This window comes from Arthrobacter sp. NPDC057388 (genome assembly GCF_042668165.1).
Taxonomy (GTDB): Bacteria; Actinomycetota; Actinomycetes; order Actinomycetales; family Micrococcaceae; genus Arthrobacter.
In genome coordinates, this window is record NZ_JBHVBL010000001.1 from 11,774 (window position 1) to 30,433 (window position 18,660).

Here is an 18,660-nt window from a genome sequence, read left to right on the forward strand (position 1 = left end):
GATCTCCTCTTTCGGAGGTGTGGTGGGGGGAAGTTACTGCTTGACCGTGAAGCCCTGTTCGGTGCCGTACTTGAGCGAGGCGTCCTGCCAGGCTGTCAGGCCGTCCTTGAGCTTGGTGCCGGAGACGTAGGCCTGTCCGGCGGTGTCGTTGAAGATGCTGTTGGCGTAGACCTGGAAAGGCAGGTATGACCAGCCGGCGGGGACGTTACTGGCGGATTCAGCGAAGATCTGGTTGGCCTTCTGGCCGCCGAAGTACTTGAAGCCGGCGTTCTGGAATTCCTCCGATGCAAGGTCCTTTGCGGTTGCGGGGAATGCGCCGTGGTCGATCCGGGTCTGGATTCCGTCCTCCACGCTGGTGTACTTCAGGAAGCCGTAAGCCAGCGCGGCCTGGCTGCTGGCGGCGGGAATGGCCAGTGAGCTGCCACCGTTTTCGGCGCTGCTGGTGGCGCCCTTCTCCCACTGCGGCAGGGGCGCGACCCGCCATTTGCCGGCACCCTCGGCAACGCCGGAAGCGAGATTCCCGGGCATCCACGCTCCGGTTGCCAGGGTGGCGATGGTTCCGTTGCCGAGGCCCTTGTACCACTCGTCGCTCCAGGAGCTGATGGGGGCCAGGAGGTCCTCATCGATGAGTTTTTGCCAGGTTTCGGCGAACTTGGCGGATCCCTCATCCGAGAAGTTAATGCCGACGTTGGTGCCGTCCACTTGGTAGGGCTTGCCGCCGGCCTGCCAGATCATGCTGGTGGTGAAGCCGGCGTCGCCCGTGTCATTCGCGATGTAGGCCTTGGGGTCAGCCTTCTTCAGCGCGCGGCCTGCTTCGAGGAACTCGTCCCAGGTGGTGGGTACTGCGATGCCGTGCTTGTCGAAGAGCTCCTTGTTGTAGAACAGTGCCATGGGACCGGAGTCCATGGGCAGGCCGTACACGCCGCCCTGTGCCTGGACCGAGGACCATGGACCGGCGGTGAAGGTGCCGTCAAGGTCTTTGGCGCCGAACTGAGCCAGATCGGCCAGTGACTTGCCCAGGGCAAACTGCGGGAGGGCGTAGTACTCAATCTGCGCGACGTCGGGCACGCCGGAACCGGCAGAAATGGCGTTCTGCAGGGCAGTGTACTGGTCGTTGCCGGTGCCGGCATTGACCAGGTTGACGTCCACGTTCGGGTACTTGGCCTCGAAGTCTTCGGTGACTTTCTTCAGGGACGGGTCCCACGCCCACACGGTCAGCTTGCCGCCCTTTTGCAGGGCCGTTTCGACGGCGTCGCTGTTGACCGTCTGCTGGGGCGCGGCGTTGCCGCCGCTTCCGCAGGCGGTGAGCCCGAAAGCGAGTGCGGCGGCGACGGCGGTGCTCTGCAACAGGCCGCGGCGGGTCAGGTTCTTGGTCATGTCTTCCTTCTAACTGCGTTGTTGTGGGACGGGCGTTATTCTTTGACGCTTCCGGCGGACAGGCCGGACTGCCAGTAGCGCTGGAGCAGCAGGAACGCCGCGATCAGCGGGAGGATGGTGAGCAGGGACCCGGTAATGACCAGGTTGAAGATGGCTTCCCCGCCCGCAGTGCCGGCCTGCGCGTTCCAGGCGTTCAGGCCCAGGGTGAGCGGATACCAGTCCGGGTTCTTCAGCATGATGAGCGGCAGGAAGTAGTTGTTCCAGGTGGCCACCATGGTGAAAAGCAGCACGGTGACGATGCCGGGAGTCAGCAGCGGGAGGCAGACCTGGAAGAAGGTGCGGGCCTCGTTCGCGCCGTCGATCCTGGCGGACTCCATGATCTCGGAGGGGATGGCCTCCGACGCGAAGGTCCACATGAGGTACAGGCCGAAGGGCGAGATGAGCGAGGGGATGATCACGGCCCAGGGTGTGTTGGTGAGACCCATCTGGCTGAACATCAGGAAGGTGGGAACGGCCAGTGCCGTTCCGGGGATGGCCACCGCACCGATCACGACGGCGAATACGGCCTTCCGTCCGGGAAAATCGAACTTCGCCAGCGCGTAGCCGCCGAGCACGGCAAGGAAGGTGGCACCGCCGGCGCCGAGCACGACGTACAGCACCGTGTTGGCGAACCAGCGGAGGAAGATCCCGCCGTCGTACGTCGCTGTCCGGACGATGTTGTCCCAAAGGGCGAAATCGCCGTCGAACCACAGACCGAACGAGTTGAGAAGCCCGTCCTGGGTCTTGGTGGCATTGACCAGCAGCCAGAACAGCGGGGCGAGGCTGTACAGCAGGACGAGCCCCATCAGGAGGGTCAGCGCCACGCTCCGGCGGGAGCGCCGGGAACGGGCTGTCCCACCGGAACGAAGTGGGGAACGGCTTGGGGAACGGAGGCGGGCGGAAGGCGACGCACTCTTGGCGGCGCCGGGGTTGCCCGGACGGGAGGCGGTCTGAACGTTCATGGTCAGCGCTCCTTTCGCATGCCGCGGACCTGGACGGCGTAGGCGATGGCCATGGTGATCAGGCCCATGATGATCGCCACCGTGGCGGAGTAGTTGTACTGCTGCCCGGAGAACGACAGGGAGAAGGCGTACAGGTTGGGCGTGAAGAACGTTGAGATGGTGTTGGGCGAGAGACTCTTGAGGATGCTGGGCTCGTTGAAGAGCTGGAAACTGCCGATCACAGAGAAGATGGTGGCCACCACGATGGCGCCGCGGATGGCCGGCAGCTTGATGGCGGTGATGACCCGCAACTGTCCGGCGCCGTCGATCTCGGCGGCCTCGTAGAGGGACTTGGGGATGACTGTCAGCGCCGAGTAGAAGATCAGCATGTTGTAGCCGATGAACTCCCACGTGACGATGTTGCCGATCGAGGCCAGCACCAGTTCCGAGGAGAGCGGGCTGGGCAGGTTCAGGCCGAAGGCCTGGTTGATGTTTCCCACCAGGCCGAAGCGGGTGCCGTACATGAAGCCCCACATGAGCGTGGCCACCACGGCCGGCACGGCGTAGGGCAGGAAGATCGAGATCCGGAAGAACGATTTACCGTAGAGCCGGCCACTGTCCAGGGCAAGGGCCACAACCAGGGCAATGAAGAGCATGACCGGCACCTGGACAGCCAGGAACAGTGAGACCCGGCCCAGCGCGGACCAGAACTGCGGGTCACCCAACGCCCGGGCGTAGTTGTCCAGGCCGACGAACGCCGTGCCGCCGATGAGCTGGTTGCGGAAGACGCTGAGGTAGATGGAGTAGGCGATCGGTGCCAGGAACACCAGGCCAAAAACGGCCATGAACGGGCCGATGAACCACCAGCCCGCCCAGGATCGGCGGTTGGCACGTCTGGTGCGGCCTGCCGGCGCGGCCGATGCTGCCGGCGCCGCCAGGTGCGGGGACGTCATTGTCATGGAAGGTCCTCTGTCGGGCTGCGGGTGGCGAAATACTGCTCTGTTTGCGTAAACATTGCTGTGCGCTTTTGTGTATGTTTGCGCAAACATGATTGGTAAGATGGTGACATGGAGCACTTATCCGGTCAACCCCCGGTTCACAATGCGTCGGCGGTGCGGCGCAAGCAGCAGGTTTCCATGGCCGACGTCGCCAAGCTTGCCGGCGTGTCCGCGCAGACGGTGTCCCGGGTTTCCAACGGAAGTCCGGACGTCATCGAAAGCACACGGCGGCAGGTCATTGCGGCGATGAACGAGCTCGGTTACCGGCCGAACAGTGCCGCCCGAGCGCTCAAGCGCGGCAGCTTCCGGACCATCGGAGTCATCACGTTCTCGCTCTCCTCACTGGGGAACATGCGCACCCTGGAGGCCATCGCCCTGCACGCTGCCCGGCAGGATTTCGCCATCACACTGATTCCGGTGACAGCCCCGACCCAGGCCGGGATCCAGGGGGCCTTCTCCCGGATGGGCGAACTCGCCGTCGACGCCGTGATAGCGATCATGGAGGTCCACCTCCTCGACGCCGCCACGGTGACGCTGCCACCGGGAGTGAAGGTCGTCGTCGTTGATTCCGACGCCGGCGACCGCTACAGCGTGGTGGACACCGACCAGGCCGACGGCGCGCAGAAGGCGGTCAGGCATCTTTTGGATCTCGGGCACCGGACCGTCTGGCACGTCGCCGGCCCCGAGGAATCGTTCGCCAGCGAACGCCGTGCCGCCGCCTGGCGCACGGCCCTCACCGCTGCCGGCAGGCCCGCCCCGCCGCTGCTCCGCGGCGACTGGTCAGCCGACTCCGGCTACGCCGCCGGCCTGCGGCTCGCCGACGAACCCGGCTGCACCGCCGTTTTCGCAGCCAACGACCACATGGCCCTCGGCCTGCTGCGGGCATTCCGGGAAAAAGGAAAATCGGTCCCCGGTGACATCAGCCTCGTCGGCTTCGACGACGTCCCCGAAGCGTCCTCCTACGCTCCCCCGCTGACCACGGTCCACCAGAACTTCGCGGATGTGGGTGAGCGCTGCGTCGACAACGTCCTGCAGCAGCTCCGAACCCACACCACGGAACCAGGCGTCACCCTGGTGCCCACTGAACTCGTGATCAGGCAGAGCACGGCGGCGCCAGGCGTGAACTGACGGGAGGCGGGCAGCTCGCCGCCGTCATCAAAGGTGCCCGACCGATTGTTGATACGATCAATGATTGTTTTTCACCACTACCGGAGCGGGCATCGCTATGCAGGACACTAAAGCCGGAACGCCGCGGCTGGCGGCCGCCAGAATCGGCGACGACGCCGGCCTGCTGCTGGCCAAGCTGCACACGGAAGGGGCCCTGCTGAACAACCGTGCCCTCGGGGACTTCGGGCTGCGGGAACGGTCGTTCTGGGTGTTGACGCTCGCCTGCAGCGAACTGGGCCCGACCCAGCGGGAGCTCGCCACCTTCCTGAGCCTGGATCCCAGCCAGGTGGTCAGCCTGGTGGACGACCTTGAGCACCGGGGACTCGTGGAGCGCTCGACCGGCAAGCAGGACAGGCGTGCCCGGATCATCGTCTCCACCGCCGAGGGCCGCAGGATCCACACGAAAGCCCGGGCAGCCCTGGAAGCCTGCGAGCACGAACAGCTCGCCGCACTCTCAGACGACGAAGCCGGCCAGTTGCGGTGGCTGCTGCGCAAGGCCCTGTGGGGCGGGGAGGACTGAGCCCCCGCCCCACAGCAATGCCCGCCGGTTAGTTTTCCAGGAGGGAAACGTCGCGGACGGCGCCCTTGTCCGCGGAAAGGGCCATGGCCGCGTAGGCGCGCAGCGCCGCTGACACCTGGCGGTCCCGGTCCTTGGGCTTGTAGCCGCCGTTGACCAACAGTTTTTCGCGGCGTTCGGCGAGAATCTCGTCGGAGACCTGCAGTTCCAGGGAACGCTGCGTGATGTCGATGCTGATGATGTCGCCGTCCTCCACCAGGGCGATGGTGCCGCCGGAGGCAGCCTCGGGGGAGATATGCCCGATCGACAGGCCGGAGGTGCCGCCGGAGAAGCGGCCGTCCGTGATGAGGGCGCACTTCTTGCCCAGGCCGCGGCCCTTGAGGAACGACGTCGGGTACAGCATTTCCTGCATGCCCGGACCACCCTTGGGGCCTTCGTAGCGGATGACCACTACGTCGCCTTCCTTGATGGTCTTGTTCAGGATCTTTTCCACGGCTTCATCCTGGGACTCGCACACAACGGCCGGACCCGAGAAAATCCAGATGGACTCGTCCACGCCGGCGGTCTTCACCACGGCGCCGTCGACGGCCACGTTGCCGCGGAGCACGGCCAGCCCGCCGTCCTTGGAGTAGGCGTGCTCCACGGAGCGGATGCAGCCGCCCTCGGCGTCGGTGTCCAGGGAGGTCCACTCGTTCGACTGGGAGAACGCCGTGGAGGAGCGGACCCCGCCGGGAGCCGCGTGCCACAGGGCCTTCGCTTCCTCAGTGGCCTTGCCGCCGCGGATGTCCCAGTCATCCAGCCAGCCGTCCAGGTCGGCCGAGTGCACGGAGTGGACGTCCTTGTGCAGGAGGCCGCCGCGGTTCAGCTCACCCAGCAGTGCGGGGATGCCGCCGGCGCGGTGCACGTCCTCCATGTAATAGGTCTTGTCCTTGGCGACGTTCGGGGCCACCTTGGCCAGGCAGGGCACCTGGCGGGACTTGGCGTCCATCTCCGCCAGGCCGTAGTCCACGCCCGCCTCCTGGGCTGCGGCCAGCAGGTGCAGGATGGTGTTGGTGGAGCCGCCCATGGAGATATCCAGGGCCATGGCGTTGTCGAAGGCCTTCGCGGTGGCGATGGAGCGCGGCAGCACGGAGTCGTCGTCGCCGTCGTAATAGCGCTTCACCAGTTCGACGACGGTGGCACCCGCCTTCTCGTACAGCGCCTTGCGCGCGGTGTGGGTGGCGAGCACGGAGCCGTTGCCCGGCAGGGAGAGTCCGATGGCCTCGGTGAGGCAGTTCATGGAGTTGGCGGTGAACATGCCGGAGCAGGATCCGCAGGTGGGGCAGGCGTTCTCTTCGATGAGGTTGATGTCTGCATCGGAGATGGACTCGTCCACGGCGTCGGCGATCGCGTTCACCAGGTCCAGGGAGCGGACGGAGCCGTCGGTCAGGGTTACGCGGCCGGCCTCCATGGGGCCGCCGGAAACGAAGACGACCGGGATGTTCAGGCGGAGCGCTGCCATCAGCATGCCGGGGGTGATCTTGTCGCAGTTGGAGATGCACACCAGGGCGTCGGCGCAGTGGGCGTTGACCATGTACTCGACGGAGTCGGCGATCAGGTCGCGGGACGGCAGCGAGTAGAGCATGCCGGAGTGGCCCATGGCGATGCCGTCATCCACGGCGATGGTGTTGAACTCGCGCGGAACCGCGCCGGCGGCGAGGATCGCGTCGGAGACGATCCGGCCCACGGGGGCGAGGTGGGTGTGGCCGGGAACGAATTCGGTGAAGGAGTTAGCCACGGCGATGATGGGCTTGCCGATGTCTGAGTTGGCGACGCCGGAGGCGCGCAGCAGCGCGCGGGCTCCTGCCATGTTGCGGCCGTGGGTGACTGTTTTTGAGCGTAGTGCAGGCATGTCTACCATCCTGCGTGGTCCGGAAGGGAGGTGGAAGACGGTCCTGATACTAGTAGTGGGAGTACCAGAGTAATAGTATCTAGGGGTGCAGGGTTCGGGGATGCAGGGTTCAGAGAGACGCAAGGAGCTCGGCCTCTTCCTGCGGGCCCGGCGGGACCAGGCTGTACGGGCCGAGTACGGCCTGCCCCCGATAGCCCGCAAGCGTGAACGCGGCCTGCGCCGGGAAGAGATCGCCTTCCTCTCCGGCGTAAGCGTCACCTGGTACACCTGGCTGGAGCAGGGCAGGGACATCAGCCCGTCCCGGCAGGTGCTGGAGTCCATCTGCCGCTCCCTGCACCTTTCGGACACCGGCCTGGCGTACGTCCTGTCGCTCGGGGGCTACGCAACAGCGGCGCCGGCCAGCCCTGCCGCCGCGACAGCGCCGGCCCATGTTCAGCGGCTGATGGACGCGCTGGATCCCAATCCGGCGTTTGCGCTCGTCCCCGACTGGGGAGTCGCCGGGTGGAACACGGCCTACGCCGCGCTCTACCCCAACATTGCCAAGGTTCCCGCACCGGACCGCAACCTCCTGTGGCTGGTCTTCACCGACCCCTATGTCCGGGAACTGCTTCCGGACTGGGAGGTCACCAGCAAGCGCTTCCTGGCAGAGTTCCGGGCCGAGACCGGCCAGCGGCTGGGTGATCCGGACATCAAGTACCAGGTGGAACGGCTCAGGGAAGCCAGCCCGGAGTTCCGGGCAGCCTGGGACCGGTACGACATCCTCGGCTTCGAATCCCGTGAGCGCCTGTTCCACCATCCGGCGGTGGGAGTCCTCCAGCTGGAGCACCACCAGCTCTCCCCCTCGGACCGGCCCGATCTCCACATTGTGGTCTACACCCCGGCTCCGGGAAGCGAGGCCAGCAACCAGATGCAGCGCCTCATGTCCATTCCGAGCAGCAAATAGCACACGGCGTAGCCAATAACACACTGGCTTGCCTTGCCGCACGGGCAACGACGGAGAATAATAGTTAGCAATGCTAATTAGCGGAGCTAACCACATCCCGAGGAGGCTTCAGATGCCACCAGTCCGAGCGGCAGCCGCAAAAGCCAGTGATTCAATCACTCCGGATACCCTGGCCATTGACCTCCGGACCGCGGTCATGAGGACCTCCCGCAGGCTGCGGGTCGAGGCCACGGGCGATGTCATCACACCGGGCCAGTACACCGTCCTGGCCCAGCTCAACAGCCACGGACCGCACACGCCGCGGGAACTCGCCGACCGGGAGCACGTCCAGGCGCCGTCGATGACCCGGATCGTGAACGCCCTCGCGGAGCTGGGCTTCGTGTCCCGCTCAGCCCACCCGGAGGACGGCCGGCAGATCCAGGTCAGCATCACTCCTGCCGGGGAGGCAGCCCTCGAAGAGGCACGCGACCAGCGGACCGCCTGGCTGGCCCAGCGCGTTGCCACGCTAAGCCCGGAGGACCGGCATACCCTGAGCCGCGCCGCGCACATCCTCCAGGAGATGATCGCCCGATGAGTGCCACCTTCCGGGCCCTGCGGAACCCCAACTACCGGCTGTGGGCCGGCGGCGCCCTGGTCTCCAACATCGGCACCTGGATGCAGCGGGTGGCCCAGGACTGGCTGGTCCTGACTGTCCTCACCGACCACTCGGGCACCGCCGTCGGCATCACCACAGCCCTGCAGTTCCTGCCCATGCTGCTGCTCGGACCGTATGCCGGCGTCCTCGCAGACCGGTACCCCAAACGCACCATCCTGCTGTGGACGCAGACGGCCATGGGCCTGTGCGGGCTGATCGTCGGGCTCCTGGTGGTGACCGGCTGGGCGCAGCTGTGGCAGGTCTATGCGGCCGCCCTGTTCCTGGGGCTGGCAAGCGCCATTGACGGGCCGGCGCGCCAGGCCTTCGTCTCCGAACTCGTGGGGCAGGACGACATCGCCAACGCGGTCTCACTGAACTCCGCGTCCTTCAACACCGCCCGGCTCACCGGGCCTGCTATTGCAGGCGTCCTGATCGCGTGGGCCGGAACCGGTCCCGTATTCCTGCTTAACGCGGCCAGTTTCATTGCCGTCATCATCTCCCTGACGCGCATCCGCAGTTCTGAGCTTGCCCCGGCCGTGCCCGCGGCCCGCGGAAAGCACCAGGTTGCCGAGGGACTGGGCTACGTGCGCCGGCGCCCTGACCTGGTGCTCATCCTGGTCCTGGTGGCCATCCTCGGCGCCTTTGGCATGAACTTCCCCATCATCAACGCGCTGATGTCCACTGCGGAGTTCGGAATGGGGCCGGGCGAATTCGGACTACTGGGCTCCATCATGGCCGTCGGAACACTGTCCGGCGCGCTGCTTGCCGCCCGCAGGGCGCGCCCGCGGCTGCGTTACCTGCTGGGCGGGGCGCTGGGACTGGGATTCTTTACACTGATCGCCAGCGTCTCGCCGTCGTTCTGGCTGTACGCCGCCGTCCTGGTTCCGGTCGGGCTGGCCTCCCTGACCTTCCTGAACAGCTGCAACACGAGCATCCAGCTCTCCGTGGAGCCACAGTTCCGGGGACGCGTGCTTGCCCTGTACCTGGCAACCCTGCAGGGCGGGACTGCGTTGGGGGCGCCGCTCATGGGCTGGCTCGGCACCACCTTCGGGGCCCGGTGGTCGGTGGCGGCAGGCGGGGCCGTGGTGCTGCTGGCCGGATTGCTCGCGGTGGCCGCCGTGCTCCGGAACAGCCCGTTGACCTGGCGGCAGCAGCTGTCCGCCTCGTTCCCGGGGAGGCGTGAGCCGCGCGGGCCGGCCGAGCCCGTCAGCCCTTCGCCGTGAGCGCCTGCTCCAGGATGAAGTCGCTTTCCACCGAGTCGCCCAGGGTGAATGACTTGGTCCCGACCCTCGTGAAGCCGGACTTTTCGTAGAAGCGGATGGCCTTGGCGTTCTGGCTGTTGACACCCAGCCAGACGCTGTCCGACCCCTGCTCCGCGGCCCAGTCCAGCGAGGCCCGCATGAGCGAGGAAGCCGCGCCCCGGCCGTGGTGGTCCGGGTGCACATAGCACTTGCTCAGTTCAACGGACCGTCTGGTCCCCAGGGCCCGGAGCACGTCCGGATCGGTTGGCTGCCGGTCGACGAGCAGGGTGTAGCCGTCCAGCCGGCCGCCTTCCTCGAGCACCAGGATGACAATCCCGCTGTCCGCGAGATACTCCGAGAATTTCTCCTGGCTGAGCGTCCGCTGGAGGTGGAGCGCGATGTCCTCGGGCGAGGAGCCCGGCGGGCAGGCGAGCGGGAACGTGACCGCCGCCAACTCCGCCAGGGCGGCAGCGTCACCGGCATCGGCCTTGCGGATCACGGCGACTCCCATGTGCGTGAGGGGCAGAAAATCAACGGAACGATTCTATGCCCGGCCCGGCATGGGCCGCTTTAGCTGGGCCGCTTCCGTTACCTGGTCAGCGGCCCTCGGTCACCTTGGGCTCAACCGCCCAGGCGAGGCGGTGCAGGAAGCTGGCGGTACGGCCCCTGAACGTGCTCCAGGCCGCCGACCGCGGCGCCTCGACGACGGTCGGCGCGCCGGGCAGGGCGCTGGTGGCCAGGCTGTCGGAGCGGGAAAGGAAGAGGGCCATCATGCCGGCGCTTTGCATATTTTCTCCAGGGCGATATCAAAAGTTGTTCTTGGGGAAGTCGAAGGGGCCGGGCGGAAGGCTGATGACGCCGTCTGTTCAGCGCATCTGTTGCGTCGCCGTGGGGGCCGTGCCGGGCTCTGCCGGACATTCGATCCCTTCCATTATTCCTGAGCGGTCAACCGGTTGACGAATCGCGTGGCCAAGAACACAAAGAAGCCCCGCCTGAACTCATGGAGTTCAGGCGGGGCTCCCTCGCTGTGGAGGAGTGAATCAGAGCTGGCTGTGCAGACGCTCCAGCTCCGTCTTGGTGACGGGCAGGACGGTGCCGTGGCGCGGGGCCCGCGGCAGCTCGTAGTTGGTGGAGAGCTTCCAGTCGGGGTTTTCCAGGCTGGTGCTTTCCAGCGGGATGTAGCCGCGGCCCCCGAATTCATCGACGAACAGGTAGTACTTCTCTTCCGTGTTCGACTTGAAGACGGTGGGCCCCTCCACACCGCCGGTTCCGGCGTTTTTGCCGATGCAGTTGGCCATCAGCGTCCAGTTGCGCGGGCTCGTGGCGGGTCCATCGACGGCCAGCAGGTCGTTCGACTTTTCCTGCATGATGTCCAGGCAGCCGGAGACCTGCCCCTCGTCCTTGGTGAACCGGTAGTAGGTGTCGCCCTCCTTGATGACCGTGGAGTCGATGACCGAGTTGCCGGGGTCGTTCCACACCTTGGCCTCACTGAAGGTCCGGAAGTCCCGGGTGGTGGCGTACATCATCTTGTTGTGTGTGCCGCCGGTGTGGTTGGGGTCGTTGTCGGCGTAGATCTTGGAGGCCCAGTAGACCACGTAGGCCCCGATCTTTTCGTCGTAGTGCGCTTCCGGCGCCCAGGTGTTGCCCGCGGTGTCCGGGGAGACCTTCACGTGCCGCTGTCCGGACCAGGTGACCAGGTCGGTCGACTCCCAGACCTCGATGTGCTGGCTGCCCTGGCGCTGGGACGAGTCCCAGCTGGTGCCGCTGCCGATGGAGAGGTCGGTGGCGATCATGTAGAACTTGTCGCCTTCCGGTGAGCGGATGATGAACGGATCGCGCAGGCCCTTGGTGCCGAGCCCGGACTTGAGGACGGGCTGGCCGCCGTTCAGTTCGTCCCACTTGAGGGCGTTGTTGCCGCGGCTGGCGGCCATGTAGATGTTTTCACCGGCGACGTCGTTGCCGGTGAAGTACGCGAAGGCGTAGCCCTCCTTGGCCTCCGCCTTGGGCAGCGGCAGCACCGTGACGCGGAACTTCTTTTTCGCCTTCGCCTTCCCGAGGCTGATGGCGGCCTGCAGGTTGAGCACGGCGGGCTTGCTGCCGTACGCGGGCCGGGTGACCTCGCCCGTGGGCGTGATCACGGCGTCGTCATTCGATTTCCATTCCACCGCGGTGCCGTACAGTCCGGCAGCGGGAAGGGTGATGTTCCCGCGGATCGCGTCGGCGTCCCACACATTCAGGGCGGCGGAGGCTTCACTGACCTTCTGCTCGTCGCTGATATCTTCCGGCACGGTGACGGTAAAGGATTTCGACGCCGATGCCCCGCCTGAGCTGGCCGTGGCCGTCAGCGTGACGGTTGCGTCTCCGGTTCCGTGGGCCGGCCGGGTCACCGTACCCTCCGCTGAGATGGTGGCCGGATCAGAGGAGGACCAGGCATAGGCCGAGCCGTTGGGCCCGCTGGCCGGCAGCGACAGGTTCGAGGTCACGGCGGAGGTGTCCCCGAGCGACAGGTCCTGCAGGTCGAGGGCAACCCGCTGTTCCGGGGAAACGTATCCGAGCTCGCGCACTTCGTCGGCCGTGAGGGCACGGTCGTAGATGCGGAAGTCGCGGACCTGGCCCTTGAGGTACTTGTCGCCGCTGTACACGGACCGCCCGAGGTAGTTCGCCGTCGTCGTTCCTCCCCCGATGCTTCCCGGCGTGATGGTGACCCCGGTCTTCCGGGCGACTTCGGTGCCGTCCTCGTAGAGGACGGCGGTTCCGCCGCTCAGGGTGTAGGTGATGGTTTTCCAGGCGCCGCGGGCCAGGTCCCGGTTGGCGCTGGTGGTCTGCTCGGTGGACCAGTTGCCGCTGGCGATGGAGGTCCGGTACGAGTTGCCCGTGCTGAAGAGGTACCCGTTGCCGGTGCCGTTGGTGGTGTTGCCCAGCCCCCAGATGAAGTAGGGGGTGCCCTGGTCGGCGGCGATCTTCACATCCGTGGAGACGGTGATGGAGTCCAGCCCGCGCATGACGTCATTGGGCAGCTTGACGTGGCCGTTGGTGCCGCCCAGCTGCAGCCCCTCGCTGCCCAGCGCGGTGGCGTCACCGCTGATGACGCCGTTGCGCCCGTTGCCGGAGCTGTCCTCTGCCACGGTCCCGGCGGCGCCGGTCAGGTTGTACTTGAGCACCAGGCCGTCGTCGACGGCGGCACGGGCGGGTATGGCGCTCAGTCCGCCGAGCGCAAGGGCGCCGACGGCGGCAAGTGCGGCCGCCGTCGTCATGGCCGGGCCCGTGCGGGCCCGCGGGTGGGTAGGGAACATTGCGACACTTTCGTTTGGGCGGCCCGGAGGCCGCGGTGGTTGGTGAGGTACGTCAGCTCAGCCGCGGGCCGGCCCGAAGGCCGCCCGCTGGGCCGCGCTGTAAATTCGGCCTGCGTCCGCGGCAGTCAGCGCCCCTTCGGAAACCCACGTGTCCGTCACCTGGGTGACGCGACGGAGCAGGTCCGGCTTGTTGGCAAATGGGGCTGCCTGCCAGATGTCGTCAAGGAGCGTTGTCCGGTTGGTCCGCGCCGGGTTGGCTACCCCGGAATCCACGCCAGCGAACACCACGGAAGGTTCCTCGCGGCGGAAGTATGAGTGGAAGGCGTCCTCGGTGCCCTCGAGGAACGGCGCGAGTTCGACGCCGGCGAGGGTGAAGTGCAGGGGTTTGCCGGCGATCGGACGGAGGGCCGGTGCAAGGTCACCGTTGAGCCGGGCCGTTCCGTAAAGGCCGAACGGGAGGAGGTCGGTGCGGGCGTCGCGTGCCACCAGGTGCACCGGCCCGTACATGAGCGTCTGCACGGAAGGATCGTCCGGGGCCTTTTCTGCGCGGAGGGTGAACGGCATGTCCACCTCCACCGTGTCGCCGTTCTTCCAGGTCCTGGCGAGGCTGAGGTAGCTGCCCGGCCTCGCCGTCCCTTTAGTCGGCGCACCGTTGACCCGGACGGTGAAGCCGGCAGTGGCCCACGCGGGAACCCGCAGCCGGATCTCGAACTCCCCGGCGCCTTCGATCTTCAGTGTCGTTTTCTGCTCGAACGGGAAGGACGTCGTCTGCTTGACCGTGATGTTCTTGGCGGCCCAGCGCAGGGTGGACGGCATGTAGAGGTTGATGTAGAGGGCACTGCCGTCCGCTGCGGTGAAGTACACGGAATCCTGGTATTTGGTTGCCGATTCCAGGCCGGTGCCTTCGCAGCACGTGGTCCCCTGTTTCGGCGTGAAGTCGCGCACGGCGCCGGGCTGCAGGCCGATGAAGTAGGTGGCCAGCGGCAGCTCCGCACTCTCCCGGTCCTGCTTGGAGCCGAGGACCTGGTTGAACAGCGCCCGCTCGTAGTAGTCCATGTACGCGGGATTCTGGTCCTTGAAGAACAGCTCGCGCGAGAGCTTGAGCATGTTGTAGGCGCAGCAGGATTCGGCGTCGGTGGCGTTGAGGGTGGCTGCAATCCGGCCCCGGTCCTTCCAGAACTCCCCCTGGCTGGTGCCGCCGATGCTGAACATGCGCGTGGGCACCACCATGCTCCAGAAGTTGCGGGCCGCCGTGAGGTACCGCTCCTCGCCGGTGGTGTTGTGCATGAGCACCAGGCCGGTGAAGATCGGGATGTGCTGGTTGGCGTGCAGTCCGGCGAGGATGTCCTTGTCCTGGGCGCACGCATCGATGAGGGAGTCAAGGTCGAAGTACTTGGCGAGCTCAAGGTGCTCCGGCTTTCCCGTGTGGCGGTGGGTCTCCAGGATGGCCTCGACGATGCCGCCGTACTCGCCGCTGGAGAAGATTCCCCACATGCGCTGCCGCACGGCAGGGGTGAGTTTGCTCAGCCGCGAGTGCATCCAGTCGCAGAGCCCTGAGGCCAGCTCCAGTGCCTTAGGTTCGGAGGTTGCCGTGTAGGCGTCGAGCAGGCCCTTCAGGATTTTGTGGGCTGTGTAATAGGGAGCCCAGACGCGGAAGTAGTCGGGGGTGGTCCTGCTTTCCAGCTCGATGAACTGGGTCTCCGGGTATGCCGCCAGGAAGCCCGGATGGCTGGGCAGTCCCCAGGTGCGGCGGACCGTGGCGTGCCGGCCCTTGCCGGAGGCGTCCGACAGCACGGAGCCGCCGGTCTCGCCGCAGGCAAGCGAGACGACGTCGCCGTTTCCGGCGGACGTGTCCGACGCGCGGGCTGCCGCCACTTCTGCGACCTGCGCGGGGGTCAGCGCGGACTGCCAGATGTTGACGTCCTGGTAGGCGCCGGCAAAGGTGGGGTCATTGTACTGCGACCGGCCAAGCCACACATTGGCGAGTGCTCCCAGCAGGGCCGGGGTCAGGGTCATGGCGGTGTTCTGTCCGGCCTGTTTTCCGTTGACGTACAGCGTTCCGGCGTGGCCGTCGAGGGTGACGGCAATGTGGCTCCATTCGTTGACCGGCAGCGGGGCGGCGCTCATGATGGTCTGCTCACCCCCGGCGAAATTCCGGGTGATGGCGAACCGCGGCAGGCCGGCGCCGTCGCGCTGGGCGAGGAACGCGTAGGTTTTGGTGTCGTTGCCGAAGTCGAAGATCCGCGCCCAGTTCGCCGCCGCCGCCGGACGCACCCATGCGGCGAAGGTCATGGCCGTCAGCCCGTCCACCGAGCCGGCGGGCAGCTGGCCGTAGAGATAGGAACCGCGGGCAAGGTCGACGGCGGTCCCCGACAGGCTGCCGCCCGTGGACTGGATGGCGGGTTCCCGGGAGAGCGCCTCCCGGCATTCGTGCAGGGACCCCACCAGGTTCCGCAGCTTGGTTCCGAAAACCTCCTCCCCCGTGCCGGCGTAGGCCTGGGCCAGCATGGACATGTGGTGCCCGGTGAAGTGCCCGCGCAGGTTGCCGTTGGCTTCGCCGTCGAGGCCTTCCCAGCCGCCGGCGGGCAGCGGCACCACCCCGGCCAGCGGCTGCAGGCCGGCGTTGGCACGGAAAACGTTGAGGTAGCGCCGCTCGTCGTACCCGCGGGCGAAGTTCAGGATCAGCTCACGCTTGCGGGCGAACACCCCCGGCCCGAGGCTGACGTCGGACAGTTTGAAGGGGCTGAGTGCGCCCGCGCCGGCGAGCGCTGCACCGGCAACCGGCGGCTCTGCGCTCGCAGCCTGTGCCGTCAGGGACGGCAGCCAGGGCAGGACGGCCGTGGCCGCTCCGAGCCGGAGGATGTTGCGTCTGGACACGGAATTCATCATTGGATCTCCTCGGGAATGGTCCGGTGGGAAATGGCCTGGTGGGGAAATGGTCCGGGTAAGGGAAAGGCCCGGCTGTTCAGTGCAGCCGGGCCTTCCCGGTCAAAGCCGCGGGCTTTGGTGGTCCCTACTTGCGGGAAGTGGCGTCCGCCAGCCGGATGAAGGTCACCGACTTCGGTTCGAACTCATAGGTGAACTCCGCTCCCGCACCGCTGAAGGTGCCCGACGACGGCGCCAGGTTCTGCCCGTCAGCCGTCTGGGTGAGGGTGGTCACCGCAGCCGTGGTGCTGATGTTGGCCGCGCCCGCCACCCTGATGTCCACCGGTGTCTTTTCGGCGGACGTGTTGACCACCTTCACGATGGTGTCGCCGGACGTGGCGTCCTTCGTGACCACGGAGTAGACGGGGTCGGTCTGCGTGTCGTCCACGGTGCCCCACAGGACGTTGTCCAGGTAGAGCTTCGCCGTGCGGCCGCTGACCTCGATCCGGATGTCGTACTGGCGCCCGGTCTCGATCACCGTGTTCTTTTCGATGACGTTCGTCTTGCCGCCGTTGACGGCCTTCTCGACGACGGACTTCGAGTTGTTCCAGCCGCCCAGGTTCCACCAGAAGTAGTTACCGGTGTCCTTGACTCCGAAGGAGACGAGGAAGCCTTCAGAGCCGGTCAGCTTGGTGGCCTTGGTGCTGAGGGTGTAGTTGCTCCAGTCTGCGCTGCCGGCGGTCACCATCGTGTTCTGCGCGGTGGTGCTGGACTGGACGTAGCCGCCGTCCTGGATGGACCAGGATCCGGTGCCGTTGCCGGTCCAGGCTGCCGCCGTTCCGGAGAAGTCGTCGCTGAACAGGGTGGCGCCGTCCGCTCCGGTGACCTTGACGTCGTCGTACCGGGCTGAGGTGGCCCAGGTGGACAGGCCGATCTTGCCGGAAATCGGCACCACGGTGGAGGCCGGGTTGTCCTGCGTGCTCGGCACAACCTGGTTCCCCACGTTGTTCATAAACAGTTTCTGGACCTCGTAGTTGGGGGTGGTCCGCACGGACGTGCCGTTGAAGAACATCATGTCCGGGCTCCACTGCGTGTTGGCCTCGTTGGCGATCAGCGGAGCGTAGGACGCCATCTTGACCACGTCGGCGTTCCGCTCGAGGCCCGTCATGTAGGAGGCTTCGGCCAGCGCGTTCTCCGGTTTGTTCCCCTTGGAGGCGTATTCGCCGAGGAAGACCTTGTAGCTGTTGCGGTCGTAGGAGTCGTAGCGGTGGTTGTTGTTCAGGAACCAGGACGGCTCGTTGTAGTAGTGCTCATCCACGAGGTCCACGCCGGTTGCCGCGTTGAACTGGGCAAGGTCATCGAACTCCGGGCCTTGGCTGAAGGGGCCGGTGTTGCCGATGATCTTGATTTCTGGGTGGGCTTTGCGCACGGCGTTGTAGAACTGGGTGAAGTACTCCTTGAACTCCGGCTTGTACTCCTCGTTGCCCAGCGAGATGCGGTCCAGGTTGTACGGTGCCGGGTGGCCGTAGGCGATGCGCTTGGCGCCCCACTCGGTGCTGGCGTCGCCGTTCGCGAATTCGATCAGGTCCAGGGTGTCCTGGATGTACCGGTCGAGGGTCGCCTGGTCCGGAGCGCGGTTGGTGTCGCCGCAGCCGGTCACGCCAACCGGAACCACCGGCACCGGGACGGCGCCCAGGTCCTCGGCCCACTGGAAGTACTCCATGTAGCCGAGCCCGTAGGTCTGGTTGTAGCCCCAGAAGTTCCGGTTGGCGGGGCGCTGCTCCACTGGGCCGATGGTGTCCTTCCACTGGTAGGTGCGGGCACGCGTGTAGTTGGGGGCGGAGTAGGTGTCGTAGCTTCCGGTGTTGACGATGCAGCCGCCGGGGAAGCGCAGGAAGCCCGGGTGCAGGTCGTTGATCTTTTCGGCGATGTCCTTGCGCAGGCCGTTCTCCCTGCCGTTCCAGGTGTCCTGGGGGAACAGCGACACCATGTCCAGGCGGACCGTGCCGGTGCCCTGGACCACTGTCGCGAGCCGGCCGGCTCCGGTTGAGGACTTGGGTGAAAGGGTCACCTCGTACTTGGCCCAGCGGTCGCCCTTGACCTTGATGGTGGCGATGTCCAGGCGGGAGCCCTCGGGAGTCTCCAGGGTCACGGCGAGGGTAGACCCGGAGGGGTTGGAGGTGCGCGCCCACACGGAGTAGTTGTACTTCTTTTTCGCCTCCAGCTTCTGCCCGGCATTCCAGCCGCTGTTGCGGACCCCCACTCCGGCGCCGCCGCCGGCGCCGGCGGCGGTGGCGTCGATCTGCAGGTAGTTCCGGTTGTTCTCGTTCAGCCGGTTGCCGTCATTGACGACGGCGACTGTTCCGTCACTGCCCCGCCTCAGGGTTTCCCAGGCGGTCATCGGGGAATAGGCGCGGTTGTCGGCGGAATTGAACTCAAACGACCTGTTTTGGACGAGCTCTGCGTAGATGCCCCCGTCGGCGCCCTGGTTAATGTCCTCGTAGAAGGCGCCGTACATGGTGGAATCGATCGCAGGCCCCGATTCCGCCGCGTTGATGCTGATGGTCCGGTTCTGGCCGGACTCCGCGTTCGCGCCCAGGGCTGGCGCCACTGAAAGCAGCGCGGCCGCCAGGGACCCCGTCAGCATCAGGGTGCAGGTCCTCTTGGCGGGTCTTGAAAGTTTTGGTGGCATGGAAGGGATGGCCTTTCTCCATTGAACGGTTCGCCGGCGACCGGTGTGAAGGGACTGCGATT

Annotated in this window: 14 protein-coding genes; 5 read left to right on the plus strand and 9 right to left on the minus strand. The window is 66.3% G+C overall.

Annotated elements, in window-relative coordinates; genetic code table 11:
• Positions 1-33: 33 nt before the first annotated feature.
• The 3 genes from ACFUTU_RS00040 to ACFUTU_RS00050 form a co-directional block, all read right to left on the minus strand.
• A complete protein-coding gene (locus ACFUTU_RS00040; protein WP_377959725.1) occupies positions 34-1,377 on the minus strand; it encodes an ABC transporter substrate-binding protein in 1,344 nt (447 codons plus the stop codon).
• A 35-nt stretch (positions 1,378-1,412) separates the two neighbouring features.
• A complete protein-coding gene (locus tag ACFUTU_RS00045; protein WP_377959916.1) occupies positions 1,413-2,222 on the minus strand; it encodes a carbohydrate ABC transporter permease in 810 nt (269 codons plus the stop codon).
• A gap of 158 nt (positions 2,223-2,380) precedes the next feature.
• On the minus strand, positions 2,381-3,316 hold the full coding sequence (locus tag ACFUTU_RS00050) for a carbohydrate ABC transporter permease (protein WP_377959726.1): 936 nt from the start codon (positions 3,314-3,316) through the stop codon (positions 2,381-2,383).
• Between the two features lie 108 nt (positions 3,317-3,424).
• Here ACFUTU_RS00050 and ACFUTU_RS00055 point away from each other — a divergent pair, with 108 nt between their 5' ends.
• Together ACFUTU_RS00055 and ACFUTU_RS00060 are read left to right on the plus strand one after the other, a co-directional pair.
• Positions 3,425-4,483 carry a LacI family DNA-binding transcriptional regulator gene (locus tag ACFUTU_RS00055; protein WP_377959727.1) on the plus strand — a complete coding sequence of 353 codons (1,059 nt, stop codon included), beginning with the start codon at positions 3,425-3,427 and terminating at the stop codon, positions 4,481-4,483.
• Positions 4,484-4,580: 97 nt separating this feature from the next.
• Positions 4,581-5,042, plus strand: a complete 462-nt coding sequence (locus ACFUTU_RS00060) for a MarR family winged helix-turn-helix transcriptional regulator (protein ID WP_377959917.1) — start codon at positions 4,581-4,583, stop codon at positions 5,040-5,042.
• Positions 5,043-5,070: 28 nt separating this feature from the next.
• Here ACFUTU_RS00060 and ilvD read toward each other — a convergent pair whose 3' ends face one another.
• Positions 5,071-6,930, minus strand: a complete 1,860-nt coding sequence (gene ilvD, locus ACFUTU_RS00065) for a dihydroxy-acid dehydratase (RefSeq protein WP_377959728.1) — start codon at positions 6,928-6,930, stop codon at positions 5,071-5,073.
• Between the two features lie 100 nt (positions 6,931-7,030).
• On the opposite strand from ilvD, the gene ACFUTU_RS00070 reads away from it, so the two are divergent.
• The 3 genes from ACFUTU_RS00070 to ACFUTU_RS00080 all read left to right on the plus strand — a co-directional run bounded on the left by ACFUTU_RS00070 (position 7,031) and on the right by ACFUTU_RS00080 (position 9,730).
• Complete coding sequence (locus ACFUTU_RS00070; RefSeq protein ID WP_377959729.1) at positions 7,031-7,873, plus strand: helix-turn-helix transcriptional regulator; 843 nt, start codon at positions 7,031-7,033, stop codon at positions 7,871-7,873.
• Positions 7,874-7,985: 112 nt separating this feature from the next.
• Positions 7,986-8,447 (plus strand): MarR family winged helix-turn-helix transcriptional regulator, encoded by a 462-nt coding sequence (locus ACFUTU_RS00075; protein WP_377959730.1) that lies wholly within the window; start codon positions 7,986-7,988, stop codon positions 8,445-8,447.
• Positions 8,444-9,730, plus strand: a complete 1,287-nt coding sequence (locus tag ACFUTU_RS00080; RefSeq protein ID WP_377959731.1) for an MFS transporter — start codon at positions 8,444-8,446, stop codon at positions 9,728-9,730. The genes ACFUTU_RS00075 and ACFUTU_RS00080 overlap by 4 nt, the downstream gene beginning before the upstream one ends.
• On the opposite strand, the gene ACFUTU_RS00085 is transcribed toward ACFUTU_RS00080, so the two are convergent.
• The 5 genes from ACFUTU_RS00085 to ACFUTU_RS00105 form a co-directional block, all read right to left on the minus strand.
• The gene (locus ACFUTU_RS00085) at positions 9,714-10,247 is read right to left on the minus strand and encodes a GNAT family N-acetyltransferase (protein WP_377959732.1); all 534 of its coding nucleotides are present in this window, start codon (positions 10,245-10,247) and stop codon (positions 9,714-9,716) included. The genes ACFUTU_RS00080 and ACFUTU_RS00085 overlap by 17 nt on opposite strands.
• Positions 10,248-10,344: 97 nt before the next feature.
• Positions 10,345-10,521: a hypothetical protein gene (locus tag ACFUTU_RS00090; RefSeq protein WP_377959733.1), complete on the minus strand. Its 177-nt coding sequence runs from the start codon at positions 10,519-10,521 to the stop codon at positions 10,345-10,347.
• 267 nt (positions 10,522-10,788) lie between these two features.
• A complete protein-coding gene (locus ACFUTU_RS00095; protein WP_377959734.1) occupies positions 10,789-13,041 on the minus strand; it encodes an immunoglobulin-like domain-containing protein in 2,253 nt (750 codons plus the stop codon).
• 57 nt (positions 13,042-13,098) lie between these two features.
• On the minus strand, positions 13,099-15,930 hold the full coding sequence (locus ACFUTU_RS00100) for a beta-L-arabinofuranosidase domain-containing protein (protein ID WP_377959735.1): 2,832 nt from the start codon (positions 15,928-15,930) through the stop codon (positions 13,099-13,101).
• A gap of 124 nt (positions 15,931-16,054) precedes the next feature.
• Positions 16,055-18,553, minus strand: a complete 2,499-nt coding sequence (locus tag ACFUTU_RS00105; RefSeq protein WP_377959736.1) for an alpha-L-arabinofuranosidase C-terminal domain-containing protein — start codon at positions 18,551-18,553, stop codon at positions 16,055-16,057.
• Positions 18,554-18,660 lie beyond the last annotated feature (107 nt).